Below are 23120 nucleotides of genomic sequence, written 5' to 3'. Positions count from 1 at the left end.
TGCCAGTTTTTCATGTTGCTGTTTTTTATGATTTTTTAATTTTATCATCCGTAATGGGTAGTCAATATGACTATCTGATTTATGGTCATTGTGACAATATGAATGGTCAAAATGACAGTGAGGCGCAGATGAGCTTTTCCGTGGACGTACTGGCAAAAATTGCCATTGAACTGCAAACCGGTATCGGTCATCAGGACCGTTTTCAGAGGCTGATTTCGACGCTGCGCCAGGTGCTGGCGTGCGATGCGTCGGCGCTGCTGCGCTACGACGCCCGGCAGTTTATTCCGCTGTCTATCGACGGGCTGGCGCAGGACGTTCTTGGGCGACGCTTCTCCCTGGAAGGCCATCCGCGTCTGGAAACCATCGCGCGGGCCGGTGACGTGGTGCGCTTTCCGGCGGACAGTGATTTGCCCGACCCTTACGACGGGCTGATCCCGGGGCAGGAGAGCCTGAAAGTTCATGCCTGTATCGGTCTGCCGCTGTTTGCCGGACAAAACCTGATTGGGGCATTAACCCTCGACGGCCTGTCGCCGGATCAGTTCGACACCTTTAGCGATGAAGAGCTGCGGCTGATTGCCGCGCTGGCCGCCGGGGCGCTGAATAACGCGCTGCTGATCGAACAGCTTGAGAGCCAGAACATCCTTCCCGGCAGCCCGTCGGCGTTTGAACCGGTGGCACACACGGAGATGATTGGGCTGTCACCGGGGATGGTGCAGCTAAAAAAAGAGATCGATATCGTGGCGGCCTCGGATTTAAACGTGCTGATTTTCGGGGAAACCGGCACCGGTAAAGAGCTGGTGGCGAAGGGCATCCACGAGGCCTCGCCGCGCGCGGTCAACCCGCTGGTGTACCTCAACTGCGCCGCGCTGCCGGAAAGCGTGGCGGAAAGTGAACTGTTTGGTCACGTCAAAGGGGCGTTTACCGGGGCGATCAGCAACCGCAGCGGCAAATTCGAAATGGCGGATAACGGCACGTTGTTCCTTGATGAAATTGGCGAACTGTCACTGTCGCTTCAGGCTAAACTGCTGCGCGTCCTGCAGTACGGCGATATTCAGCGCGTCGGCGACGATCGCAGCCTGAGAGTCAACGTGCGTGTGCTGGCGGCAACCAACCGCGACCTGCGCGAAGAGGTGTTGGCCGGGAATTTTCGCGCTGACCTGTACCATCGTCTGAGCGTGTTTCCGCTTACCGTGCCGCCGCTACGCGAGCGCGGTGACGATGTGGTGCTGCTGGCGGGTTTTTTCTGCGAGCAATGTCGGTTACGAATGGGCCTTTCCCGCGTGGTATTAAGCCCCGGCGCGCGAGCCCATCTGATGCGCTACGGCTGGCCGGGTAACGTACGCGAACTGGAACATGCGATTCACCGCGCCGTGGTGCTGGCGCGGGCGACACGTTCGGGAGATGAGGTGGTGATCCACGCGCGGCATTTCGCATTGCACGATGACACCGCTTCGTTCGTTACGCCTGCCGCGCCGGAAATGGCCCATGAGAACCTGCGGGAAGCAACAGAAGCGTTTCAGCGTCAGACGATCGCCCGCGCGCTGGAGCAGAATAACCGCAGCTGGGCGGCGTGCGCGCGAGCGCTGGAAATGGACGTCGCCAACCTGCACCGGCTGGCGAAACGTCTGGGACTCAAAGGTTAAATAATCCCGGCCTGGTAGAAATCCTGCAGGTTGATGGCGCCGCACAGCGTGCCGTGCTCATCCACCACCGGCGCGGCGGTGATTTTGCGTTTCATCAGCACCTCTTTGGCTTCGATGGCGCGGCTCTCGGCGTTCAGGGTCAACCCGCCCCGGGTCATCGCTTCCGAAACCTGGGATTCCAGCTTGCCGCCGCCCACCAGCCAGCGGCGCAGGTCGCCGTCGGTAAACACGCCTTTAACGCTACCGGTTTCATCGCACACCGCTACCAGACCCAGCCCGGTGCGGCTCAGTTCCAGCATCGCATCCATTACGCTGGTGTTGAGTTTGACCTGCGGAATGGCCTCGTCGGTCCGCATCAGATGATGAACTTTATTGAGCAGTCGCGCACCGAGCGCGCCCGCCGGGTGCGAGCGGGCAAAATCTTCTTCGTTAAAGCCGCGTGCCTGCATTACCGCCATTGCCAGCGCGTCGCCCATCATCAGCGTATTTACGGTGCTGGAGGTGGGGGCGAGGTGCATCGGGCAGGCTTCGCGCTCAACGGAGATATCAAGCGTGGCCTTGGCCGCCAGTGCCAGCGGTGAGCGGGATTTACCGGTCATCGCCAGCAGCGCGACCGATTTTTCCTGCAGACGCGGGATGATGAGATCCAGCTCTTTGGCCGAACCGGAGTAGGAGATAAACAGCATCACGTCGCGGCTTTCAATCATCCCCAGATCGCCGTGCAGCGCTTCAGCCGGATGCACGAAGAACGCCGGTGTGCCGGTGCTGGCAAGCGTAGCGGCAATCTTTTTGCCGATATGACCGGACTTGCCGATCCCGGAGACCACCACTTTACCTTCGCACTGGATAATGGTGTTTGCCGCGCGCACAAAATCCTCGCCCAGACGTTCCGGCAGGCGGCTGGCTTCCTGCAGCTCCAGCATCAGGGTCTGGTGGCCTGCGTTTAACAGAAAATCACTCATCTCTCTCTCCGGTTACAATCACGTCGATCCCTTTCTCTTCCAGCGCTTTTTTGAACGCCGGGTCGATACCTGCGTCGGTAATGAGCTTATCGACGCTTTCAAGGCTGCAGACTATGTTGGGACTTTTACGGCCAAACTTCGACGAGTCTGCCATCAAAATCACTTCTCGCGCGGCGTTGCACATCGCTTTGCTGACGCTGAACACCTCGTTAAAGGTCGTCACACCGGCGTTCAAATCGATGCCGTCCGTGCCCATAAAGAGTTTATCAAAGCTGAAGTGTTCAAAGGCGTTTTCCGCCAGTTGACCGTGAAACGACGCAGATTTTTTACGGAACGTCCCGCCGGGCATCAGAATGGTTTGCTCGCTGTCGAACTCCGACAGGGCGTTGACGATGTGCAGACTGTTGGTCATCACCGTGATGTTGTTAAAGCGGCTGAGCATCGGGATCATCTGCAGCACGGTGCTGCCTGCATCAAGGATAATGGAGTCGCCATCATGGATAAATTTTACGGCGGCCTCGGCAATCAGCGCTTTCTGGTGAGTATTGATCAGCGTTTTGTGATCGATAGGCGGGTCGGCTTCATCTTTGTTGAGCATCACGCCGCCGTAGGTTCGGATGACTGCACCAGAGTTTTCGAGCAATACCAGATCCTTTCGTATTGTCGTGCCGGTGGTGTCAAAGTTGTGGGCCAGTTCTTCTACCGAGCATTTTCCCTGCTTTTGCAGATGCTCCAGAATGGCCGCCTGACGCTGACGTGGTTTCATAGGCGCTCAATTCCTTAGGTTGCGAAATGATAATTTCGCAAGCTTATCGCGTTCACAACGAAATTATCCATGTTTCAGATTAAGCGCTAATGATAGAGCATTCTGACAGAGCGAATCATGGGGAAAGATCACATCGGGTTGTAATTCCTGCAGCGATATCCCGTTAATCGCCTGGATTTTCGCCGGGCGGGCAAAAACGGTCATCCCGCGCATGATGAGGGAATCGCAGACCCTATTGTGTTCGTCCAGCGCAATAGCAACCACCACGCGCGGTTTGAAACGCCCGCCGGAACGCCCGACGCCCACGCGCCCTTTCTGACACAGGGCATCAAACGCGCGGTTAAACTGGCGGATTTGCCAGCCGCCAAAGATCAGCTGGCACATCCAGGCGATGGCGGCGACGGTAATGAATGCGGTAACCATACGAGCTCCTTGTTGTTCCCTCTCCCGAAGGAGAGGGGGATACGGGCATCAGCGTGTTCGATCAGAACATCACCTGCCCGCCGGTGACATTAATGGACTGCCCGGTGCAGTAAGAGGCTTTGGGGCTGGCATAAAACAGCAGCATGTTCAGCACGTCCTGATAATCGCAGCCGCGCTTCAGCGGCACTTTGTCGATGTAATACTGCTCCACTTCCTCCTCTTTCAGCCCGAGCTTGGTGGCATATTGCGGCAGCAGGGACTGGAACATCGGCGATTTCAGCAGGTTGCCCAGCATCAGCGAGTGAACGGTAATGCCATATTCGGCCAGATCGAGGGCCAGAGATTGCGTCAGCCCAACGCCGCCAAATTTCGCCGCGCTGTAACCGGAGTTGTGTTTGCTGCCCACTTTGCCCGATTTCGAGTTGATCTGGATGATGCGCCCCTGAATGCCATCGCGGATCATCAGACGGGAAAACTCGCGTGCGCAGAGGAAATAGCCCACCAGGTTAACCTGCAGGGAGCGGTCGAAGTCCCCCAGTTCGAAATCGCTGATAAAGGCCGCTTTGGCTATTCCTGCGCTGTATACCAGCAGGTCGGTACGGCCAAAAATCTCGTCCACGCCGCGGGCCAGCGCCATTACGCTCTGCTCGCTGGTGGCATCAGCACCAAATCCGTAGGCCATCCCTTCACCCAATTCGGTGTTGATGGTGTCCGCCACGCGTGCGGCTTTTTCACTCTGAATATCCACTACCGCCACGCGGTAACCCTCTGCAGCAAGCCCACGGCAGAGGAACTCGCCTAAGGTTTGTCCCCCACCAATGACAACGGCAACCTGACTCATATCTTTCTCCTTAAATTACGCAACAAACTTCAACGTGCAGCCTGGGGTGACAGCCTGCGGAACCGGGCCATCCACATGAACCGTGCCGGGATATTCCGCCTGCGGCTGGCCATCAAAACGCAGGGTGATATGGCCGAGCTCCCGCAGGTTCTGTCCGGCCACGTCGCCGACGGCGGTCACGGCGTAGCGCGCGTCACCCAACTCCAGCTGGCTCCCGGCCTTCAGCTCACCGTTCATCTCGCCGTGACAGTGGATAAAGCAAAACTCTTCGATATCCGCGGGCGCACCTTCGCGGAAGGTAATCAGCATCTGGTCGCTGAGCGCATCGGCCGCGCTCTGGCCAATGCGGGTGATGGTGGTCTGGTAAATTACGGTCATCACAGGAACCTCTTATTGGTAAATAAAGCCGGAGACAAACCAGGCAATCAGCACCGTCGGTGCGCCGGTCAGGAAACGGCTGACCAGTACAGACGGCACGCCAACGCGTACGGTGTCCTGGCGCGCTTCCGCCAGCGACAGCCCGACAGGAATGAAATCACACGCCGCCTGGGCATTAATGGCAAACAGGGCGGGCAGAGCCAGATGCGGGGGAATGTTGCCAAGGCCAATCTGCACGCCAATCAGCACGCCGATAACCTGCGCAATGACCGCGCCTGGGCCGAGAAAAGGCGACAGCAGCGGGAAGGAGCAGATCAGCGCCAGCGTCACCAGCCCGAGCGGGTGGCTCGCCAGCGGGGCGAGGCCGTGGGCAATCCAGTCGCCCAGACCCGAGGCCATGATGATGCCGATCAGCGCCGAAACGAATGCCATGAACGGCAGAATGGTTTTCAGCACCGTGTCGATGGTGTCGCGCCCGGACTGGAACAGCACGGCCACGGCAGAGCCCATCCCCATTCCGACTTTTGCCAGCAGGCCGTCACTCTGTTCGGTGATTTTTTTACTCGTGTCGTAATCGCGCGGGGCCGCTTTCTGAGGGGCAGCAGACCCTTGTGCCAGGTGAATGTTTTCCTCTTTCACGCCGGAGACATAAATGTCCTCCAGGATGTACTGCGCCAGCGGACCTGATTTACCGGTGGAATGGATATTCACGGTAGGAATACGCCGCTTGGGGTAGATGCCGCAGCGCAGCGTGCCGCCGCAGTCAATCACCGCCACGCCAATTTCCGCTTCAGGCGGTTCGCCCTCTTTGAAGCCGTCGACTGCTTCCCAGCCGGTCAGCTCACGCAGTTTGTCGACAATGGCCGGACGTGTGCCTGCGGTGATATAGACGATTTTTTTGCCTTCAGTGGCGTCGAATTCCAGCGGGCCGCCCCAGCCGCCCGTTCCTTTTTCAATACGAATACGGCTCATGCTGCGGCTCCTGAAAGATGGACTTTCTGTTCAAGCTGGATACCCATTTTCTTCTCGAAAATGGCGGTGGTGAGGTCCGTGACCCAGCCGCGGAAAAAGTTGGTTACCAGACCGACCAGCAGATAACTCACCGCCAGCGGACCGAGCGGCAGGCCAAGCGTGGTCAGGCCGCTGGCAATGCCCAGATAGACAAACAGCTCGCCGGGGTTGATATGCGGGAACAGGCCATTCATGGAGTGGCAGCTGTAGGAGGCTGCGGCGTAATAGCTGGGCTTGTACTTTTCAGGCATAAAGCGGCCGAGGCTCAGCGTCATCGGGTTGCAAAAAACAAACGTACCGATGAAGGGCAGAACCAGGTAACGGGACAGCGGATTGCCGGCGCAGCGCTGGGCAAAGCGTTCAATGCGTTGCTGGCCAATAAAGTTAATCAGCGCGTTCATGATGACCAGCAGGCTAATCAGCAGGGGCAGGATCCCGGTCACCATGCCGGTGAACACTTCTCCGCCTTTCTGAAACAGCCCGATGAACCACTCGGCGCCGTGGGTGATGGTTTCTATCATTCTTCTCTCCTGTGGGGCTTTTTTGTTTTTGTATAACTGAGGCTAATAATAATCACTTTGAAAGGTTTTAAAGTGTTAATTAGATTTCACAATGAAAGAAAAATGGATTATTTTGAAAGTTAATTGCCGACGGAAGTCTTGGGTGGACGAAAATTGCACAGATTTGCGATGGGGAGCGTAAAGATTTGGTGGGGGAGGTGCGTACCACTTCCTTGAGGTGTTGCGGATGCTTTACCATACTGGGTTCTTATCGAACCCGTTAAATGGATGTCACATGTTCAAGCGTCGTTATGTAGCGTTATTACCTGCGCTTATTCTGCTGTCTGCCTGTAGTAGCAAACCCAAGACCGAAGCCGTGCAGCAAACGGCTGGCGCGCCTTCCGGAGGATTCCTGCTGGAGCCGCAGCATAATATGATGCAGATGGGCGGCGACTTTGCGAATAACCCGGCGGCCGAGCAGTTCATCGATAAAATGGTGAGCAAACACGGTTTTGACCGCCAGCAACTGCATGAAATTCTGTCGCAGGCGAAGCGACTGGATTATGTTCTGCGTTTGATGGATCGCCAGGCACCGACGGCTCAGGTACCGACCGGGCCAAATGGCGCATGGCTGCGTTATCGCAAACAGTTTATTACGCCGGATAACGTGCAAAATGGCGTGGTCTTCTGGAACCAATATGAAGATGCGCTGAACCGTGCGTGGCAGGTGTATGGCGTACCGCCTGAAATCATCGTCGGGATTATCGGCGTGGAAACCCGCTGGGGCCGCGTGATGGGCAAAACCCGTATCCTCGATGCGCTGGCGACGCTCTCCTTCAACTACCCGCGTCGCGCTGAATATTTCTCGTCTGAACTGGAAACCTTCCTGCTGATGGCGCGCAATGAACAAGATGACCCGTTAGATCTCAAAGGCTCGTTTGCCGGTGCGATGGGCTACGGCCAGTTTATGCCGTCCTCCTATAAGCAATATGCCGTCGACTTTAACGGAGATGGTCATATCAACCTGTGGGATCCGGTGGATGCCATCGGCAGCGTGGCGAACTACTTTAAAGCGCACGGCTGGGTGCCGGGTGGTCAGGTGGCGGTGCAGGCTAACGGCCAGGCACCAGGGCTTGAGAACGGCTTTAAAACCAACTACAGCGTTTCGCAGCTGGCCGCTGCAGGCTTAACGCCAACGCAGCCGCTGGGAAATACGCAACAGGCGAGCCTGCTGCGTCTGGATGTCGGTACGGGTTATCAGTACTGGTACGGGCTGCCTAACTTCTACACCATCACCCGCTATAACCACAGCACTCACTATGCGATGGCCGTATGGCAGCTGGGGCTGGCGGTGTCACAGGCGCGCGTGCCTGCCGCGTCGCCGTTCAGTCAGTAACACTTGATGTTCAACCCTCTTCCGCCGGGAGAGGGTTGGGCTGACATCCAGAAACATTTCGCCACACTCCCGTTAATCTCCGCTCATTTACATCCGCATTATCTTTCATTATTGTTATGTTATAACATTTGGTGTGGTGATGAAATGTCTACTTCCTTTTTTTCTCTGTCTGCACCGGTCCGGCTTCTGATGGCGCTGGCGCTGATTGTCTTTATCGGACTGGCCGTGTGCTGGGCGGTGGCATTGCCATGATTGTGATGAATCAACTCACGGCGGGTTACGACCGCGAGCCGGTTACGCGTCCTCTGTCCGGGGTGATTGAATGCGGGAGCATGACCGCCATTCTCGGGGCCAACGGCTGCGGTAAATCAACGCTTCTGAAAACCCTCGCCGGGTTTATCCCACCGGTAAGCGGCCGTTTTCACTGGCAGAAAAAACGCCCGGTAATGGGCTGGCTGGCACAGCGTCATGCCCTGGAGGCGCAATTTCCGCTAACCGTACAGGATGTGGTCAGCATGGGCTGCTGGCCTGAAGCGTCGCTTTTTTCTGGCCTTCGCCGTGAAATGCGGCTGCGCATTGCCGGCGCGCTTGAGCGGGTGGGGCTTGGAACGATGGCGCTAACGACCATTGATGAGCTCTCCGGCGGTCAGTTTCAGCGCATGCTGTTCGCGCGGGTATTAGTGCAGCAGGCACCGCTGGTCATGCTCGATGAGCCCTTTACCGGCGTTGATGAAGCTACCTGTAATGTGCTGATGGACCTGATGCTGGAAATGTATATGCAGGGGCAAACGGTACTTGCGGTGCTGCACGACAGCGAGCGTGTATCGCGCCACTTCCCGCAGACGTTACGGCTGGACGCTGACATGCCCCAGTGGAAAACCGAGCGGGTGAGGGTGGCATGATCTGGCATATCTTTTTTCAGCCTTTTATTGAGTATGGCTTTATGCGCCGCGCGCTGGTGGTTTGCCTGGCGTTGTCCGTCAGTACCACTGCTCTGGGCGTTTTCCTTCAGCTGCGCCGGATGAGTCTGATGGGCGATGCCCTCTCTCACGCCATTTTGCCCGGTGTCGCGGTGGGGTATTTGCTCAGCGGTATGTCGCTGCTGGCCATGAGCGTGGGGGGCTTTATTGCCGGTATTACCGTGGCGCTGGTGGCCGGGCTGGTCAGCCGTCGAACGCCGCTTAAAGAGGACGCCAGTTTTGCCGGGTTCTATCTTGGCTCGCTGGCGCTGGGCGTCACGCTGGTATCACTGCGCGGTTCGAACGTCGATCTTCTGCACCTGTTGTTTGGCTCCATCCTGGCGGTGGATAACGATGCCGCGCTGTTTGTGGCAGGCGTTTGCATGTTCACCCTTATCACGCTGGCGATTTTCTACCGTGGGCTGGTGACCGAGGCCTTTGACACCGCCTGGCTGCAGGTAAACGCCCGCCATGTTCCCGGCTTATTACACGGCCTGTTTCTGGCGCTGCTGGTGCTTAACCTCGTTGCCGGTTTTCAGGTGCTTGGCACGTTGATGGCGGTCGGGCTGATGATGCTCCCTGCGGTAGCGGCACGCTGCTGGGCACGCACCTTACCCGGACTGCTATTGATGGCGGGTATCAGCGGTATTTTCTGCGCGTGGCTCGGACTCAGTCTCTCCTGGGCCGCCAGCCTGCCCGCGGGGCCGTCCATCGTGCTTACCGCCAGCGCGCTGTTCTTTATTTCCATTTTATTTGGCACGCGCAGCAGGCTGGCTGGCAGCCTGCGTGCGCTTTTTTAACGCAAGGGGAAACGATGAAACGTACGGGATTCGTAGTGGCGCTCGCGCTGGGGATGATGTCGCAAACGGTGATGGCGAAAACGCTCAATGTGGTGACCAGCTTTTCCATTCTGGGGGATATGACCCGGGAGGTGGGCGGTGACCATGTGAACGTCACGACGCTGGTGGGGCCGGACGGCGATCCGCATACCTTCGAGCCCTCGCCAAAAGATAGCGCGGCGCTAAGCAAGGCAGATGTTGTGGTGGTCAATGGTCTGGGACTGGAAGGGTGGCTGGATCGCCTGGTGAAAGCCTCCGGGTTCAAAGGCCAGCTGGTGGTGGCGTCGCGTGGTGTGCAGACGCATACCCTCGAAGAAGAGGGCAAAACCGTCACTGACCCGCACGCCTGGAACAGCGCGGCGAACGGGGCGCTGTACGCGCAAAATATTCTCAACGGGCTGGTGAAAGCCGACCCAGAAGATAAAACCGCGCTGGAAGCGACCGGAAAACCGTACATCGCGCAGCTTAAGCAGCTGGATAGCTGGGCCAAAACGCGTTTTAGCCAGATCCCGCTGGTGCAACGTAAAGTGCTGACCAGCCATGACGCGTTCGGCTATTTCAGCCGCGCCTACGGGGTGACGTTTATGGCGCCCCAGGGGTTGTCGTCAGAGAGCGAGGCCAGCGCGGCACAGGTCGCTGAGATCATTAATCAGATTAAAGCGGACGGCGTGAAAACCTGGTTTATGGAAAACCAGCTCGATCCGCGGCTGGTTAAACAGATTGCTACAGCCACCGGCGCGCAGCCGGGAGGCGAGCTTTACCCGGAAGCGCTCTCGGCAAAAGGGGGCGTGGCAGAGACCTACGTTAAGGCGTTCCGCCACAATGTGGATACCCTCGCTGACAGCATGAAATAATCCTCGCCACCGCCGGTGCGCTCGCATCGGCTTTTTTCTGAAGCCCCCTCGTAAATCCTGCAGCGCATCCCCATATCTGACGAGAAAGTGCTATCTTGTGCTGCATGTTTTTCTAAGGCCTGGAGCGAGAATGACTGACCATGAATTGATGCAGCTTAGCGAAGTGGTAGGGCTGGCGCTTAAGCAACGCGGGGCGACCCTCACCACCGCGGAGTCCTGCACCGGCGGCTGGGTGGCGAAAGCGATTACCGATATTGCCGGCAGTTCCGCCTGGTTTGAACGTGGTTTTGTGACCTACAGTAATGAAGCTAAAGCGCAAATGATCGGCGTGCGGGAATCTACGCTCGAACAGCATGGCGCGGTCAGCGAGCCAGTGGTGATTGAGATGGCTATTGGTGCGCTCAAAGAGGCGCGCGCGGATTATGCAGTATCGATTAGCGGCATCGCGGGCCCGGACGGGGGCAGTGACGTGAAGCCTGTCGGCACCGTCTGGTTTGGTTTTGCTACCGCCAGAGGTGAAGGGATCACCCGCCGGGAGTGCTTTAGCGGCGATCGCGAAAGCGTGCGTCGTCAGGCAACCGTTTATGCGTTAAAAACGCTCTGGCAACAATTTCTACAAAATACTTGATACTGTATGACCATACAGTATAATTGCACCAACAGAACAGAAATCCACGGTGAAGCACAGTCGCTTCTCCCGGCATGACAGGAGTAATAATGGCTATCGACGAAAACAAACAGAAAGCGTTGGCGGCAGCACTGGGCCAGATCGAAAAGCAATTCGGTAAAGGCTCCATCATGCGCCTGGGTGAAGACCGTTCCATGGATGTGGAAACTATCTCCACCGGTTCGCTTTCTCTGGATATCGCGCTGGGCGCTGGCGGCCTGCCAATGGGCCGTATCGTAGAAATCTACGGGCCTGAGTCCTCAGGTAAAACAACCCTGACGCTGCAGGTTATCGCTGCGGCACAGCGTGAAGGTAAAACCTGTGCGTTTATCGATGCCGAGCACGCGCTGGACCCTGTTTATGCTCGTAAGCTGGGCGTTGATATTGACAACCTGCTGTGTTCTCAGCCGGACACCGGTGAGCAGGCGCTGGAAATTTGTGACGCGCTGGCCCGTTCCGGTGCGGTTGACGTTATCGTGGTCGACTCCGTTGCTGCTCTGACGCCAAAAGCTGAAATCGAAGGCGAAATTGGTGACTCTCACATGGGCCTCGCGGCACGTATGATGAGCCAGGCAATGCGTAAGCTGGCCGGTAACCTGAAGCAGTCCAACACGCTGCTGATCTTCATCAACCAGATCCGTATGAAAATTGGTGTGATGTTCGGTAACCCGGAAACCACTACCGGTGGTAACGCGCTGAAATTCTACGCGTCTGTCCGTCTGGATATCCGCCGTATCGGCGCGGTGAAAGAGGGTGAAAACGTGGTGGGTAGCGAAACCCGCGTGAAGGTTGTGAAGAACAAAATCGCAGCGCCGTTCAAACAGGCTGAATTCCAGATCCTCTACGGTGAAGGCATCAACTTCTACGGCGAACTGGTTGACCTCGGCGTGAAAGAGAAGCTGATTGAAAAAGCGGGCGCATGGTACAGCTACAACGGCGACAAGATTGGTCAGGGCAAAGCAAATGCAATCTCCTGGCTGAAAGAGAACCCGGCTGCGGCGAAAGAAATTGAGAAGAAAGTGCGTGAGCTTCTGCTGAACAACCAGGACGGTACGCCTGATTTCGTGGTGGATAACGCGGGTGCTGAAGAAACCAACGAAGATTTCTAATTCTCTCGTTTAAAGATGAAGGGCTGCTAATGCGGCCCTTTTTGCATTTCTGAATCAGCAGGTTTTTTATGAGTGAATCGACTTCACGCCGCCCTGCCTATGCACGCTTACTGGACCGTGCGGTGCGCATTCTTGCCGTCCGTGACCACAGCGAACAGGAGTTGCGGCGAAAACTGTCGGCCCCCGTAATGAGTAAAAACGGGCCGGAAGAGATTGATGCGACTGCGGAAGATTACGACCGCGTCATTGCCTGGTGCTATGAGCACCGCTATCTGGATGACGAGCGTTTCGCTTCCCGGTTTCTTGCCAGCCGTGGCCGCAAAGGATATGGCCCCGCGCGTATCCGCCAGGAGCTGAACCAGAAAGGGGTCGCCCGTGAAACCATTGAAAAGGCCATGCGCGAATGCGACACAGACTGGTGCGCGCTGGCAAAAGAACAGGCCATTCGCAAGTACGGCGAACCCTTGCCACGTGAATTTTCAGAAAAAGTTAAAATCCAGCGCTTTTTGCTCTACCGCGGCTTTCTGATGGAAGATATTCAGGATATCTGGCGTAATTTTGCGGATTGAACGCATGCGGGATTTTACTTCCCACTAAAGAAAACTTATCTTATTCCCACTTTTTCCAGTAGCTGGTCTGTCCAACGTTTTACCGATACAGGCTTGCTACGACATTTCGTTAGCTTGATTTCAGGATAATTATGAGCAAGAGCACCGCTGAGATCCGTCAGGCGTTTCTCGATTTTTTCCATAGTAAGGGACATCAGGTAGTTGCCAGCAGCTCCCTGGTACCAAACAACGATCCGACTCTGCTGTTTACCAACGCCGGGATGAACCAGTTCAAGGATGTGTTCCTTGGTCTCGACAAACGTAATTATTCCCGCGCCACAACCTCACAGCGTTGCGTGCGTGCGGGCGGTAAACACAACGACCTGGAAAACGTCGGTTACACCGCGCGTCACCACACGTTCTTCGAAATGCTGGGTAACTTCAGCTTCGGCGACTATTTCAAACACGATGCCATTCAATATGCGTGGGAACTGCTGACCGGTGAAAACTGGTTCAACCTGCCGAAAGATCGTCTGTGGGTTACCGTCTATGAAACCGATGACGAAGCCTACGAAATCTGGGAAAAAGAGGTTGGTATCCCGCGCGAGCGTATTATTCGCATCGGTGATAACAAAGGCGCACCTTATGCGTCTGACAACTTCTGGCAGATGGGCGATACCGGCCCTTGCGGTCCGTGCACCGAGATCTTCTACGATCACGGCGACCATATCTGGGGTGGTCCTCCAGGCAGCCCGGAAGAAGACGGCGATCGCTACATTGAGATCTGGAATATCGTCTTCATGCAGTTCAACCGTCAGGCTGACGGTACGATGGAGCCGCTGCCGAAACCGTCCGTTGATACCGGTATGGGTCTGGAGCGTATCGCGGCTGTTCTGCAGCACGTTAACTCCAACTACGAAATTGACCTGTTCAGCACCCTGATTAAAGCCGTTGCGCAAGTGACGGGTGCAACCGATCTGAACAACAAATCGCTGCGCGTTATTGCAGACCATATCCGTTCCTGCGCGTTCCTGATTGCCGACGGCGTGATCCCGTCGAATGAAAACCGTGGCTATGTGCTGCGTCGTATCATTCGTCGTGCTATCCGTCACGGCAACATGCTGGGCGCGAAGGACACCTTCTTCTATAAACTCGTTGGGCCACTGATTGGCGTGATGGGCGCAGCCGGTGATGAGCTGAAACGTCAGCAGGCGCAGGTTGAGCAGGTTCTGAAAACGGAAGAAGAGCAGTTTGCTCGTACTCTGGAGCGCGGACTGGCGCTGCTGGATGAAGAGCTGGCGAAACTTAAGGGCGATACGCTGGACGGCGAAACCGCTTTCCGCCTGTACGACACCTACGGTTTCCCGGTTGACCTGACGGCGGACGTTTGCCGTGAGCGTAACATCAAAGTGGACGAAGCAGGCTTTGAAGCCGCAATGGAAGAGCAGCGCCGCCGTGCGCGCGAGTCCAGCGGTTTTGGTGCTGACTACAACGCGATGATCCGCGTTGATGGCGCATCAGAATTCAAAGGCTACGAAAATCTGGAACTGACTGGCAAAGTGACCGCCCTGTTTGTTGACGGTAAAGCCGTAGACAGCATCAACGCGGGTCAGGATGCGGTTGTCATTCTGGACAAAACGCCGTTCTACGCGGAATCCGGCGGCCAGGTTGGCGATAAAGGCGAACTGAAAGGCAACGGTTTCAGCTTCAGCGTAAGCGACACGCAGAAATACGGTCAGGCGATTGGCCATCAGGGCAAACTGACTGCCGGTTCTCTGAAAGTGGGCGAGGGTGTCCAGGCGAACGTTGATGAAGCTCGTCGTGCGCGCATTCGTCTGAACCACTCAGCTACGCACCTGATGCACGCTGCCCTGCGTGAAGTTCTGGGAACGCACGTTGCACAGAAAGGTTCTCTGGTTAACGATAAAGTGCTGCGCTTCGACTTCTCTCATTTTGAAGCGATGAAGCCGTCAGAAATCCGCGCGGTGGAAGATCTGGTGAATGCGCAGATCCGTCGTAACCTGCCAATCGAAACCGATATCATGGATCTCGAGGCGGCGAAGAAGAAAGGCGCGATGGCACTGTTCGGCGAGAAATACGACGACCGCGTTCGCGTGCTGAGCATGGGCGACTTCTCGACTGAGCTCTGCGGCGGGACGCATGCCTCCCGTACCGGCGACATTGGTCTGTTCCGCATTGTTTCCGAATCAGGAACGGCGGCGGGCGTGCGTCGTATTGAAGCGGTAACCGGTGAAGGCGCGATTGCCAGCCTGCATGCGCAGAGCGATCAGCTGCACGACATCGCGCAGTTGTTGAAAGGTGATAGCCAGAACCTGGGCGAGAAAGTGCGCGTTGCGCTGGATCGTACGCGTCAGCTGGAAAAAGAGCTGCAGCAGCTGAAAGAGCAGGCTGCGGCGCAGGAGAGTGCAAACCTCTCCAGCAAAGCTGTAGACATTAAAGGCGTCAAACTGCTGGTCAGCGATCTGGCGGGCGTTGAGCCTAAGATGCTGCGTACTATGGTCGACGATCTGAAGAACCAGCTCGGTTCCACAGTTATCGTGCTGGCGACAGTGGCAGAAGGTAAGGTTTCTCTGATTGCGGGCGTCTCTAAGGATGTGACCGACCGCGTAAAAGCAGGGGAACTGATTGGTATGGTCGCCCAGCAGGTGGGCGGTAAGGGTGGCGGTCGTCCGGACATGGCGCAAGCCGGTGGTACGGATGCGGCGGCACTTCCTGCGGCATTGGCCAGTGTTGAAAGCTGGGTGAGCGCGAAACTGTAATAACTACAAAGCACAAGCAGACGCCATAGCGGTAACGTTATGGCGTCTTGTTCACTGCGCTATCGATAACGATAAAGTCAGGTTGAGTTTGTGTATATCGGCTAAACTTACGTTTAACAGAATGTGATGCCGTGACTGCTTACACTTTACGTGTTTGTCATCGCTTACTTTTTGGCGTTATATGATGGATAATGCCGGGATACAAGAGACCCGACTCTTTTAATCTTTCAAGGAGCAAAGAATGCTGATTCTGACTCGTCGAGTTGGTGAGACCCTCATGATTGGGGATGAGGTCACCGTGACAGTTTTAGGGGTAAAGGGTAACCAGGTACGTATTGGTGTAAACGCTCCTAAAGAAGTATCTGTCCACCGTGAAGAGATCTACCAGCGTATCCAGGCTGAAAAATCCCAGCAGTCCAGTTACTGATATTGTCGCGTCTCGCTGTCGGGCGAGACGCAACCTCTCCCGCCATTTTTCCTGCTTAAAGTTACCGTTTAATTTCAATCGCTCTGTTTTTAACCACTCTCTTACCCTTAACTCGCCTCAACATCACTATTCTGTCATCAGTTTTCTGAGAAGATGCCTGCAAAATCCGCTTATAAAACACCCTCTTTGCAGCTTTTGCATGCGAATTGCGTGTGATTTGTGCAAACGATAAAAGCTTTTGGAAAATTGTTTGACTTATAAGTCCCAGAAAGTAATATATGCGCCACGCAGCGACGAGAAGCTCTTAACGAGTTACTCGAAGCACTCGAAAGAGGCGTTGTGTGGTGAGGTGGCCGAGAGGCTGAAGGCGCTCCCCTGCTAAGGGAGTATGCGGTCAAAAGCTGCATCCGGGGTTCGAATCCCCGCCTCACCGCCATTTTGCATCCGTAGCTCAGCTGGATAGAGTACTCGGCTACGAACCGAGCGGTCGGAGGTTCGAATCCTCCCGGATGCACCATCTATTACTTCATATTGCTTTCGAAGTGATATGAATATCGAGTAGTACAATAGTAAATCCCGATGCATCCGTAGCTCAGCTGGATAGAGTACTCGGCTACGAACCGAGCGGTCGGAGGTTCGAATCCTCCCGGATGCACCATCTTCTCCGAGATAACAGCAAAGCTGTTGTTTCAAGGTCTGCGGGTTAGCCGCAAGCACCAGGGAGGATAACGTTGCTTTAGCAACGGCCCGAAGGGCGAGGCGCAGCCGAGTAATCCTCCCGGATGCACCATTTACTATTTCTGAAAGCAGTACCCTGATGCATCCGTAGCTCAGCTGGATAGAGTACTCGGCTACGAACCGAGCGGTCGGAGGTTCGAATCCTCCCGGATGCACCATCTATTACTTCATATTGCTTTCGAAGTGATATGAATATCGAGTAGTACAATAGTAAATCCCGATGCATCCGTAGCTCAGCTGGATAGAGTACTCGGCTACGAACCGAGCGGTCGGAGGTTCGAATCCTCCCGGATGCACCATCTTCTTTTCTGTACCACTCTCTTTCTCCCTGGTTATTCCTTCGACGTTCCGTCAGCAATCATTTCTCTTTGAGCGACAAAAACCACCGTTTACGATAAAGTAATGCTTTGTTAATCGTTTAGCGAGAGCACGATGTACGCACAGTATGACGGTTTGATCTTCGATATGGATGGCACTCTCCTGGATACCGAACCCACGCATCGTCAAGCCTGGACTGATGTCCTTGCTCGTTACGGTATGCGTTTCGATCTTCAGGCGATGATCGCCCTCAACGGAGCCCCAACCTGGCGTATAGCGCAGGCCGTGATTGAACGTAATCATGCCGATCTCGACCCGCACCTTCTGGCCCGTGAAAAAACCGATGCGGTAAAAGCGATGCTTTTAGATACCGTGCGCCCGTTACCGTTAATTGACGTCGTAAAAGCATGGCACGGGCGTCGTCCTATGTCCGTTGGCACGGGCAGTGAAAGCGCTATTGCGGAAGCGCTGCTCACCCATCTTGGCCTGCGCCATTATTTCTCTGCGGTGGTTGCCGCCGATCATGTTCAAAATCACAAGCCCGCACCGGACACCTTCCTGCGTTGTGCAGAATTGATGGGTGTGCCTGCGGTGAAATGTGTTGTGTTCGAAGATGCTGATTTTGGTATTCAGGCCGCGCGCGATGCCGGGATGGATGTTGTGGACGTCCGCTTACTGTGAGTGACGCGCTGTCACTTTTATCATTATTCGCCAGCAGTTTTTTAAGCGCCACGCTCTTGCCGGGAAATTCGGAAGTAGTGCTGGTAGCGATGCTGTTGTCTGGCGTGAGTCAGCCCTGGTTGCTCGTGTTAATAGCAACAATGGGTAATAGCTTTGGAGGGCTGACTAACGTTATTCTTGGGCGTTTCTTTCCGCTGCGTGAAAAATCGCGCTGGCAGGAAAAGGCAGTCGGCTGGCTAAAACGCTATGGCGCTGCCACGCTGTTATTAAGCTGGATGCCTGTAATAGGTGATTTACTGTGCCTGCTGGCGGGATGGATGCGCATCTCCTGGGGGCCAGTGCTCTTTTTTTTGTGCCTTGGCAAGGCGTTGCGCTATGTTCTCGTGGCATGGGCAACACTACAGGGTATGACGTGGTGGCACTAATTGGTGGAATGAATACGCGACCTTCAATCGTCAACCATTACAATTATGCTGAGTAACAATACTTTGACAGGCGGGAGGTCAATTTGATCCCGGACGTATCTCAGGCGCTGGCCTGGCTGGAAAATCACCCTCAGGCACTGAAGGGTATTCAGCGTGGTCTTGAGCGTGAAACGCTGCGCGTTAACGCGGACGGTAGCTTAGCGACAACGGGTCACCCGAAGGCGTTAGGCTCGGCGCTGACACATAAATGGATCACAACCGATTTCGCTGAAGCGCTGCTGGAATTCATCACGCCAGTGGATGGTGATATTGATCATATGCTAACGATTCTGCGCGACATCCATCGCTACACTGCCCGCAATCTGGGTGATGAGCGTATGTGGCCGCTCAGCATGCCGTGCTATATCGAACAAGGCCAGGAGATTGAACTGGCGCAATACGGCACGTCAAATATCGGTCAACTGAAAACGCTCTATCGTGAGGGGCTGAAAAACCGCTACGGTGCGTTGATGCAGACCATTTCTGGCGTGCATTACAATTTCTCTTTACCCATGGCGTTTTGGCAGGCGAAGTGCGGCGAAACGGATAAAGACGCGATCTCCGCGGGCTATTTCCGCCTGATCCGCAACTACTATCGTTTTGGCTGGGTCATTCCGTATCTGTTTGGGGCATCGCCTGCGATATGCTCGTCATTCCTGCAGGGGAAACCGACCACGCTGCCGTTCGAGAAGACAGAGTGTGGAATGTACTATCTCCCGTACGCCACCTCCCTGCGTCTTAGCGATCTGGGTTATACCAATAAGTCGCAAAGCAATCTCGGTATTACGTTTAACGAATTGCACGAATATGTGGCAGGATTGAAGCGGGCGATCAAAACGCCGTCGGAAGAGTACGAGAAAATCGGCCTCGAAAAAGACGGTAAGCGCCTGCAGATCAACAGCAACGTGCTGCAGATTGAAAATGAACTGTACGCGCCTATTCGTCCGAAGCGCGTTACGCGCAGCGGTGAAACCCCGTCGGATGCACTGCAGCGCGGCGGGATTGAATACATAGAAGTGCGCTCGCTGGATATCAACCCGTTCTCACCCATCGGCGTTGATGAGCAGCAGGTTCGCTTCCTGGATCTGTTTATGGTCTGGTGCGTGCTGGCGGATGCGCCGGAAATGAGTTCAGAGGAACTACTCTGTACCCGTACCAACTGGAACCGCGTGATTCTGGAAGGGCGCAAGCCGGGTCTGACGCTGGGTATTGGCTGCGAAACAGCGCAGTTCCCGCTGACGAAAGTCGGTAAGGATCTGTTCCGTGACCTGAAGCGTGTTGCCCGGACCATGGACAGCATTGACGGTGGGGAAGCCTATCAAAACGTCTGCGACCAGCTGGTTGAATCGTTTGATAACCCGGAACTGACGTTCTCAGCGCGTATTCTGCGTTCTATGATTGATCAGGGTATTGGCGGCACCGGGCGTTCGCTCTCTGCGGAATACCGCGAGATGCTGAAGCAGGAGCCGTTAGAGATTCTGAGTGAAGCCGATTTTGTGGCAGAACGAGACGCCTCTGTCGTGCGTCAGAAAGAGGTTGAAGCGGCGGATACGGAGACGTTTGAGGCGTTTCTGGCGAAACAGGCTTAACAGAAAAGAAAAAGGCCACATCGCTGTGGCCAAAATATACATCTCTGAATTCAGGGATGATGATAACAAATGCGCGTCTTTCATATACTCAGACGTGCATTTTGTAGAAGAGTTCAGTTTATTTTAAAAAAAATCACTATCGGAGGTGACGTATGCCGTTATTAGATAGCTTTACTGTCGACCATACCCGTATGGAAGCACCTGCAGTACGTGTGGCGAAGACCATGCACACCCCGCACGGCGACACGATCACCGTATTCGATCTGCGCTTCTGCGTGCCTAACAAAGAAGTGATGCCAGAGAAAGGCATTCACACCCTGGAGCACCTGTTTGCCGGGTTTATGCGCGACCACCTGAACGGTAATGGCGTGGAGATCATCGATATCTCTCCGATGGGTTGCCGTACCGGTTTCTACATGAGCCTGATTGGCCAGCCTGAAGAGAAACGCGTCGCGGATGCCTGGAAAGCGGCAATGGAAGATGTGCTGAAGGTGAAAGAGCAGAACCAGATCCCTGAGCTGAACGTATATCAGTGCGGAACTTACCAGATGCACTCTCTGGAAGAAGCCCAGGAGATCGCGCGTCATATCATCGAGCGTGACGTTCGCGTAAACAGCAATGAAGAGCTGGCGCTGCCAAAAGAAAAACTGCAGGAACTGCACATCTAGTGCACCTTTTCCCTCTCCCTCAGGGAGAGGGTAGGGGGAGGGGTGTTTAACCTCATGACCACAACCTCAACCTCAACCTTCTCCTTTACCCATCGCCCACTTGTTCCTTATGCCCATGATTACCTTCATGGCGACAGCGAGCCGTGGCATCAGCATGACTGCGCGCAATTGCTGCACACCCTGAGTGGGGTGGTGAGAGTCGATACCGCATCAGGTTGTTGGGTGGTGCCGCCCGGACGCGGCGTCTGGCTACCCGCGGGCACTCCGCACTCTTTGCGTATTACCGGTAACGTTGCGGCGCGCACGCTGTTTATCGATCCCCTCGCGCGAGCCGATCTTCCGGCAACCTGTCAGATAGTCCAGATCTCCGGTCTGTTACGCGAACTTATCCTCACCTCGCTGACGCTTGAGGCGTCCTACTCGCCTGGCAGTCGTGATGAGCGCGTATATGAGCTCATTCTGGATGAAATTCGCACGATGCGGGTGCTGCCGTTTCACCTGCCTGAGCCGGAAAGCGAGCCGTTGCGTACCCTTTGCCAGCAGATCCGGCTGTTGCCGGGGGAAAGCTGGGGCAGCATGCAGGCCGCAAACACGCTTGGTATGAGTGAACGTACGATGAACCGCCATTTTAAGCAGCAGACGGGGTTAAGCTACGGTGAGTGGCTAAGAAGGGCGCGCCTGCTGGAAGCGCTGCTGCGCCTGGGACAAGGTCAGCCAGTGCTACGCGTGGCGCTGGATCTGGGCTACGGCAGCCACAGTGCCTTTACGGCGATGTTTCGCCGGGTGATGGGGATATCACCCAGCGATTATTTCAAAGACAGCTAGCTGACAGCATTGAACAGGGCCTGAAGAGACGCGCGGGCCACGTCGCTGTCAATGCCCACACCCCAGCGGCTGCTACCATCCTGAAACAGACAGCGGATATACGCCACCGAGCGGCTGTCGCTGCGCTCCCCAAGCGTATGTTCGTGATAGTCCTTAATCACAAACGGGGTCGTGACCCAGCGGCTTATACCATTGGCCGCCGCGGATAACAGCCCGTTGCCTTGCCCCTCCAGCTGGCGCATCCCGCCCTGCGTCGTGACGCTTGCCGTCAGATGTAACTGCCCGTCCTGCTGGCTGTCGCTATGGTAAGCGTGCAGGGCAAAGCCCGGCGTCTCTACCAGCCCATAACGGGTGCGGAACAGTTGCCACAGCGCATGCTGCGTCATCTCTTTACCGTGCTGGTCGGTTTCCTGCTGTACGTGCTGGCTAAAGTCCTGCTGCAGGGCGCGGGGTAATTTCAGACCATGGTTTTGTTCAATAAGCCACGCGCTGCCGCTTTTTCCTGACTGGCTGTTAACCCGGATCACCGCTTCGTAGGTGCAACCAATATCCTGTGGGTCAACCGGCAGATAGGGCATCTCCCAGCGTTCGTCAGGCTTGCGGGCATCAAAGCCTTTCTTGATGGCATCCTGATGTGAACCTGAAAATGCGGTATACGCCAGCCGTCCTGCCCACGGATGGCGCGGATGCACCGGCAGCTGATTGCAGGTTTCTACCACCTCCACCACGTGATTCATGTCGCTAAAGTCCAGATTCGGGCTAATCCCCTGGCTGTAGAGGTTCATTGCCAGCGTGACCAGGCAGACGTTACCGGTTCGTTCTCCGTTACCAAACAGACACCCTTCGACACGGTCTGCACCGGCCATCAGGGCCAGCTCCGCGCTGGCGACACCGGTGCCGCGGTCGTTATGCGGATGGACGCTGATGCAGACATCGCTGCGGCGGCTGAAATGACGGCAGAAATACTCAATCTGATCGGCATACACATTCGGTGTACTGACCTCAACGGTGGCCGGTAAGTTGATCACCATCGGGCGTTCGGCGCACGGCTGCCAGATGTCTGCCACGGCTTCGCAAATCTCCAGCGCAAAGTCCGGCTCGGTAAAGCAGAAAGTTTCCGGAGAGTATTCGTATTGCCAGCGGGTGGCGGGATTCTCTTCGCACAGCGTGCGGATAAGACGCGTGGAACGGGTCGCCAGCTCAACGATTTGCGCTTTCTCCATGCCGAACACCAGGCGGCGGAACAGCGGGGCGGTGGCGTTATACAGGTGTACGGTGGCCTGCTTCGCCCCGCGCAGCGACGCAAAGGTACGCAGGATAAGGTCTTCACGCGCCTGGGTTAATACCTGAATGGTGACGTCATCCGGAATGCGGTTTTCGTCGATCAACTGACGCACAAAATTGAAGTCCGTCTGTGAGGCAGAGGGGAAAGCGACTTCGATTTCTTTGAATCCGCAACGCAGTAACAACGCCCAGAACTGCAGTTTGCGGTTGCTGTCCATCGGCTCGGCAAGGGCCTGATTACCGTCGCGTAAATCGGTGGAAAGCCAGCGCGGCGCCTGCGTGAGGCGTTGCTCAGGCCAGCGGCGATCGGGCAGGGAAATAGCAGGTTGAGGTTGGTATTTGTCGGAAGGTGTTTTCAGCATGGTGCGCTCCTGTTGTCTTTTCACTATCGTGAATCGATTTCAGGAGCGCTGCTTTATCGTTACTGACAATCGCTGTCGCGATCTGGAC

At 55.7% G+C, this 23120-nt stretch carries 23 protein-coding genes and 5 tRNA genes; 20 read left to right on the top strand and 8 right to left on the bottom strand.

Annotated elements, in window-relative coordinates; translation table 11 throughout:
- The first annotated feature begins 128 nt into the window (after window positions 1–128).
- Window positions 129–1643: a nitric oxide reductase transcriptional regulator NorR gene (gene norR / locus ACMGG3_RS13400; RefSeq protein ID WP_414149919.1), complete on the top strand. Its 1515-nt coding sequence runs from the start codon at window positions 129–131 to the stop codon at window positions 1641–1643.
- On the opposite strand, the gene gutQ is transcribed toward norR, so the two are convergent.
- The 7 genes from gutQ to srlA form a co-directional block, all read right to left on the bottom strand.
- Complete coding sequence (gene gutQ, locus ACMGG3_RS13395) at window positions 1640–2605, bottom strand: arabinose-5-phosphate isomerase GutQ (protein WP_414149238.1); 966 nt, start codon at window positions 2603–2605, stop codon at window positions 1640–1642. The genes norR and gutQ overlap by 4 nt on opposite strands.
- The gene (gene srlR, locus ACMGG3_RS13390; RefSeq protein WP_414149237.1) at window positions 2598–3371 is read right to left on the bottom strand and encodes a glucitol operon DNA-binding transcriptional repressor SrlR; all 774 of its coding nucleotides are present in this window, start codon (window positions 3369–3371) and stop codon (window positions 2598–2600) included. Before srlR ends, gutQ begins: the two co-directional genes overlap by 8 nt.
- Before the next feature lie 63 nt (window positions 3372–3434).
- Complete coding sequence (gene gutM, locus ACMGG3_RS13385; protein ID WP_014171347.1) at window positions 3435–3794, bottom strand: transcriptional regulator GutM; 360 nt, start codon at window positions 3792–3794, stop codon at window positions 3435–3437.
- A gap of 61 nt (window positions 3795–3855) precedes the next feature.
- Window positions 3856–4635, bottom strand: a complete 780-nt coding sequence (gene srlD / locus ACMGG3_RS13380; RefSeq protein WP_014171346.1) for a sorbitol-6-phosphate dehydrogenase — start codon at window positions 4633–4635, stop codon at window positions 3856–3858.
- A gap of 15 nt (window positions 4636–4650) precedes the next feature.
- Window positions 4651–5013 (bottom strand): PTS glucitol/sorbitol transporter subunit IIA, encoded by a 363-nt coding sequence (srlB, locus tag ACMGG3_RS13375; RefSeq protein WP_073396507.1) that lies wholly within the window; start codon window positions 5011–5013, stop codon window positions 4651–4653.
- A 12-nt stretch (window positions 5014–5025) separates the two neighbouring features.
- A complete protein-coding gene (locus ACMGG3_RS13370) occupies window positions 5026–5985 on the bottom strand; it encodes a PTS glucitol/sorbitol transporter subunit IIB (RefSeq protein ID WP_014171344.1) in 960 nt (319 codons plus the stop codon).
- Window positions 5982–6545: a PTS glucitol/sorbitol transporter subunit IIC gene (gene srlA, locus ACMGG3_RS13365; RefSeq protein WP_014171343.1), complete on the bottom strand. Its 564-nt coding sequence runs from the start codon at window positions 6543–6545 to the stop codon at window positions 5982–5984. The genes ACMGG3_RS13370 and srlA overlap by 4 nt, the downstream gene beginning before the upstream one ends.
- A gap of 274 nt (window positions 6546–6819) precedes the next feature.
- Between srlA and mltB the strand changes: the two genes are divergently transcribed.
- From mltB to ACMGG3_RS13270, 19 genes are all read left to right on the top strand, one after another.
- Window positions 6820–7920: a lytic murein transglycosylase B gene (gene mltB, locus ACMGG3_RS13360; RefSeq protein ID WP_169802899.1), complete on the top strand. Its 1101-nt coding sequence runs from the start codon at window positions 6820–6822 to the stop codon at window positions 7918–7920.
- Window positions 7921–8168: 248 nt separating this feature from the next.
- The gene (locus ACMGG3_RS13355) at window positions 8169–8822 is read left to right on the top strand and encodes a metal ABC transporter ATP-binding protein (protein ID WP_040018928.1); all 654 of its coding nucleotides are present in this window, start codon (window positions 8169–8171) and stop codon (window positions 8820–8822) included.
- Window positions 8819–9679 (top strand): metal ABC transporter permease, encoded by an 861-nt coding sequence (locus ACMGG3_RS13350; RefSeq protein WP_025203390.1) that lies wholly within the window; start codon window positions 8819–8821, stop codon window positions 9677–9679. The genes ACMGG3_RS13355 and ACMGG3_RS13350 overlap by 4 nt, the downstream gene beginning before the upstream one ends.
- Before the next feature lie 14 nt (window positions 9680–9693).
- Window positions 9694–10572 carry a metal ABC transporter substrate-binding protein gene (locus tag ACMGG3_RS13345; protein ID WP_252068847.1) on the top strand — a complete coding sequence of 293 codons (879 nt, stop codon included), beginning with the start codon at window positions 9694–9696 and terminating at the stop codon, window positions 10570–10572.
- A 130-nt stretch (window positions 10573–10702) separates the two neighbouring features.
- Window positions 10703–11200 (top strand): nicotinamide-nucleotide amidase, encoded by a 498-nt coding sequence (gene pncC, locus ACMGG3_RS13340; RefSeq protein WP_252068848.1) that lies wholly within the window; start codon window positions 10703–10705, stop codon window positions 11198–11200.
- Window positions 11201–11289: 89 nt separating this feature from the next.
- A complete protein-coding gene (gene recA, locus ACMGG3_RS13335; RefSeq protein WP_020883855.1) occupies window positions 11290–12348 on the top strand; it encodes a recombinase RecA in 1059 nt (352 codons plus the stop codon).
- 68 nt (window positions 12349–12416) lie between these two features.
- Window positions 12417–12917, top strand: coding sequence for a recombination regulator RecX (gene recX, locus ACMGG3_RS13330; RefSeq protein ID WP_014171334.1), 501 nt, complete (start codon window positions 12417–12419; stop codon window positions 12915–12917).
- 131 nt (window positions 12918–13048) lie between these two features.
- Complete coding sequence (gene alaS, locus ACMGG3_RS13325; protein ID WP_078774237.1) at window positions 13049–15676, top strand: alanine--tRNA ligase; 2628 nt, start codon at window positions 13049–13051, stop codon at window positions 15674–15676.
- Between the two features lie 241 nt (window positions 15677–15917).
- Entirely contained in the window at window positions 15918–16103 is a 186-nt protein-coding gene (csrA, locus tag ACMGG3_RS13320) for a carbon storage regulator CsrA (RefSeq protein WP_000906486.1), read from the top strand.
- 343 nt (window positions 16104–16446) lie between these two features.
- Window positions 16447–16539: transfer RNA gene (locus ACMGG3_RS13315), tRNA-Ser, on the top strand.
- Between the two features lie 4 nt (window positions 16540–16543).
- Window positions 16544–16620, top strand: a tRNA-Arg gene (locus ACMGG3_RS13310).
- A 64-nt stretch (window positions 16621–16684) separates the two neighbouring features.
- Window positions 16685–16761: transfer RNA gene (locus ACMGG3_RS13305), tRNA-Arg, on the top strand.
- 161 nt (window positions 16762–16922) lie between these two features.
- A tRNA-Arg gene (locus ACMGG3_RS13300) sits at window positions 16923–16999 on the top strand.
- A 64-nt stretch (window positions 17000–17063) separates the two neighbouring features.
- Window positions 17064–17140, top strand: a tRNA-Arg gene (locus ACMGG3_RS13295).
- A 133-nt stretch (window positions 17141–17273) separates the two neighbouring features.
- Complete coding sequence (yqaB, locus tag ACMGG3_RS13290) at window positions 17274–17840, top strand: fructose-1-phosphate/6-phosphogluconate phosphatase (protein WP_014171331.1); 567 nt, start codon at window positions 17274–17276, stop codon at window positions 17838–17840.
- On the top strand, window positions 17837–18265 hold the full coding sequence (locus tag ACMGG3_RS13285) for a YqaA family protein (RefSeq protein ID WP_032678833.1): 429 nt from the start codon (window positions 17837–17839) through the stop codon (window positions 18263–18265). The genes yqaB and ACMGG3_RS13285 overlap by 4 nt, the downstream gene beginning before the upstream one ends.
- Window positions 18266–18348: 83 nt before the next feature.
- Entirely contained in the window at window positions 18349–19893 is a 1545-nt protein-coding gene (gene gshA, locus ACMGG3_RS13280; RefSeq protein WP_025203395.1) for a glutamate--cysteine ligase, read from the top strand.
- A gap of 152 nt (window positions 19894–20045) precedes the next feature.
- Window positions 20046–20561: an S-ribosylhomocysteine lyase gene (luxS, locus tag ACMGG3_RS13275; protein ID WP_008499539.1), complete on the top strand. Its 516-nt coding sequence runs from the start codon at window positions 20046–20048 to the stop codon at window positions 20559–20561.
- A gap of 54 nt (window positions 20562–20615) precedes the next feature.
- Window positions 20616–21386: an AraC family transcriptional regulator gene (locus ACMGG3_RS13270; RefSeq protein ID WP_414149236.1), complete on the top strand. Its 771-nt coding sequence runs from the start codon at window positions 20616–20618 to the stop codon at window positions 21384–21386.
- Here ACMGG3_RS13270 and leuA read toward each other — a convergent pair.
- Window positions 21383–23032, bottom strand: a complete 1650-nt coding sequence (leuA, locus tag ACMGG3_RS13265) for a 2-isopropylmalate synthase (protein ID WP_333098461.1) — start codon at window positions 23030–23032, stop codon at window positions 21383–21385. The genes ACMGG3_RS13270 and leuA overlap by 4 nt on opposite strands.
- Window positions 23033–23120 lie beyond the last annotated feature (88 nt).

It is taken from the genome of Enterobacter sp. BNK-18 (assembly GCF_047456135.1).
Lineage (GTDB): Bacteria > Pseudomonadota > Gammaproteobacteria > Enterobacterales > Enterobacteriaceae > Enterobacter > Enterobacter ludwigii.
This window is presented reverse-complemented; position numbering and strand designations above follow the sequence as displayed.

Coding starts and splice junctions, on each gene's coding strand:
- ACMGG3_RS13270 (WP_414149236.1), top strand. CDS start 20,616: ATGACCACAACCTCAACCTCAACCTTCTCCTTTACCCATCGCCCACTT.
- gutM (WP_014171347.1), bottom strand. CDS start 3,794: ATGGTTACCGCATTCATTACCGTCGCCGCCATCGCCTGGATGTGCCAG.
- ACMGG3_RS13345 (WP_252068847.1), top strand. CDS start 9,694: ATGAAACGTACGGGATTCGTAGTGGCGCTCGCGCTGGGGATGATGTCG.
- yqaB (WP_014171331.1), top strand. CDS start 17,274: ATGTACGCACAGTATGACGGTTTGATCTTCGATATGGATGGCACTCTC.
- mltB (WP_169802899.1), top strand. CDS start 6,820: ATGTTCAAGCGTCGTTATGTAGCGTTATTACCTGCGCTTATTCTGCTG.
- gutQ (WP_414149238.1), bottom strand. CDS start 2,605: ATGAGTGATTTTCTGTTAAACGCAGGCCACCAGACCCTGATGCTGGAG.
- luxS (WP_008499539.1), top strand. CDS start 20,046: ATGCCGTTATTAGATAGCTTTACTGTCGACCATACCCGTATGGAAGCA.
- recA (WP_020883855.1), top strand. CDS start 11,290: ATGGCTATCGACGAAAACAAACAGAAAGCGTTGGCGGCAGCACTGGGC.
- srlB (WP_073396507.1), bottom strand. CDS start 5,013: ATGACCGTAATTTACCAGACCACCATCACCCGCATTGGCCAGAGCGCG.
- srlR (WP_414149237.1), bottom strand. CDS start 3,371: ATGAAACCACGTCAGCGTCAGGCGGCCATTCTGGAGCATCTGCAAAAG.
- recX (WP_014171334.1), top strand. CDS start 12,417: ATGAGTGAATCGACTTCACGCCGCCCTGCCTATGCACGCTTACTGGAC.
- ACMGG3_RS13355 (WP_040018928.1), top strand. CDS start 8,169: ATGATTGTGATGAATCAACTCACGGCGGGTTACGACCGCGAGCCGGTT.
- srlD (WP_014171346.1), bottom strand. CDS start 4,635: ATGAGTCAGGTTGCCGTTGTCATTGGTGGGGGACAAACCTTAGGCGAG.
- pncC (WP_252068848.1), top strand. CDS start 10,703: ATGACTGACCATGAATTGATGCAGCTTAGCGAAGTGGTAGGGCTGGCG.
- ACMGG3_RS13350 (WP_025203390.1), top strand. CDS start 8,819: ATGATCTGGCATATCTTTTTTCAGCCTTTTATTGAGTATGGCTTTATG.
- ACMGG3_RS13370 (WP_014171344.1), bottom strand. CDS start 5,985: ATGAGCCGTATTCGTATTGAAAAAGGAACGGGCGGCTGGGGCGGCCCG.
- csrA (WP_000906486.1), top strand. CDS start 15,918: ATGCTGATTCTGACTCGTCGAGTTGGTGAGACCCTCATGATTGGGGAT.
- alaS (WP_078774237.1), top strand. CDS start 13,049: ATGAGCAAGAGCACCGCTGAGATCCGTCAGGCGTTTCTCGATTTTTTC.
- srlA (WP_014171343.1), bottom strand. CDS start 6,545: ATGATAGAAACCATCACCCACGGCGCCGAGTGGTTCATCGGGCTGTTT.
- leuA (WP_333098461.1), bottom strand. CDS start 23,032: ATGCTGAAAACACCTTCCGACAAATACCAACCTCAACCTGCTATTTCC.
- norR (WP_414149919.1), top strand. CDS start 129: ATGAGCTTTTCCGTGGACGTACTGGCAAAAATTGCCATTGAACTGCAA.